2 protein-coding genes are annotated in these 1071 nt (G+C 72.8%); both read right to left on the bottom strand.

Annotated elements, in window-relative coordinates:
* Window positions 1–25: 25 nt before the first annotated feature.
* Entirely contained in the window at window positions 26–517 is a 492-nt protein-coding gene (locus ADY01_RS35840) for a glutathione peroxidase (RefSeq protein WP_049581086.1), read from the bottom strand.
* Between the two features lie 70 nt (window positions 518–587).
* On the bottom strand, window positions 588–1043 hold the full coding sequence (locus ADY01_RS35835; RefSeq protein ID WP_063784485.1) for an NUDIX hydrolase: 456 nt from the start codon (window positions 1041–1043) through the stop codon (window positions 588–590).
* Window positions 1044–1071 lie beyond the last annotated feature (28 nt).

Raw genomic sequence — 1071 nt, 5'->3', positions numbered from 1 at the left:
CCCTCGCCCGCCGCCCCTGCTCCCGTCAGACGGGGAGCCGCGCCTCGATGGCCGCCACGAGCTCCTCGCCCTCCGGCTCGGTCCCCGGCCGGTACCGGCCCAGGACCTCCCCCTCCGGGGAGACCAGGAACTTCTCGAAGTTCCACTGGATGTCGCCCGCGCCACCGTCGGCGTCCGCCGTGCGGGTCAGCTCCGCGTACAGCGGATGCCGCCCCGGGCCGTTGACCTCGATCCGTTCGAACAACGGGAAGGTGACGCCGTAGTTCACGGAGCAGAACGCGCGGATCTCCTCGGGCGAGCCCGGCTCCTGCCCGGCGAACTGGTTGCACGGGAAGCCGAGAACGGTGAAACCGCGCCCCTCGTACTGCTTCTGCAACCGCTCCAGCCCGGCGTACTGCGGTGTCAGCCCGCAGCGGGACGCCACGTTGACCACCAGGAGCACCCTGCTCCTGAACGCGCCGAGCGTGATGTCCTCGCCGTCCAGCGTGCGCAGCGGGATGTCGTACAGATCCGTCATGCTCTCTCCCTCTCGTCGGATGTGTGGGTTCCCACGGCCCCCGCACGGCGGAGGCCGTGCGGGGGCGGTCTCAGTGCTGGATCAGGCCGCCGACCGGGACGGGGGCGACGTGGCCGGTCGGCGGCCGGGTCCGCGCGAGGGCGAGGCCGATGTCGACCAGCGACGACCGCCGCAGGCGGGCGACGTCGGGGACCGGGGTCCAGACCGACTCGGTGGTCTCGCCGTCCGGCTCCGGCCGGGCGCGGCCGCCGGTGACGCGGACCAGGTAGAAGACGCCGACATTCTGGTGCTCGACTCCCGCACGCGCGACGGCCGCGGGGATCACCCGCGAGTCCACGCCGAGCAGGCGTTCGACAACGGCGTCGTAGCCGGTCTCCTCCGCGACCTCCCGCGTCACCGCGTGGAACGGATCCTCCGCGTGCTCGACCCTGCCACCCGGAAGGGTCCAGTTCGCGGACGCGTGATGGGCGAGCAGCACCCGCCCGTCCTCGACGCACACGGCGTACGCCGCCAGCCGGAAACTCATCCCCGCACCTCCCCGCCGGACCCTACCC

Origin of the sequence: Streptomyces sp. SBT349 (genome assembly GCF_001083795.1) — a bacterium.
Classification (GTDB): Bacteria; Actinomycetota; Actinomycetes; order Streptomycetales; family Streptomycetaceae; genus Streptomyces.
Note: the sequence above shows the minus strand (reverse complement) of the source record. Positions and strands in the feature narration are given on the sequence as shown.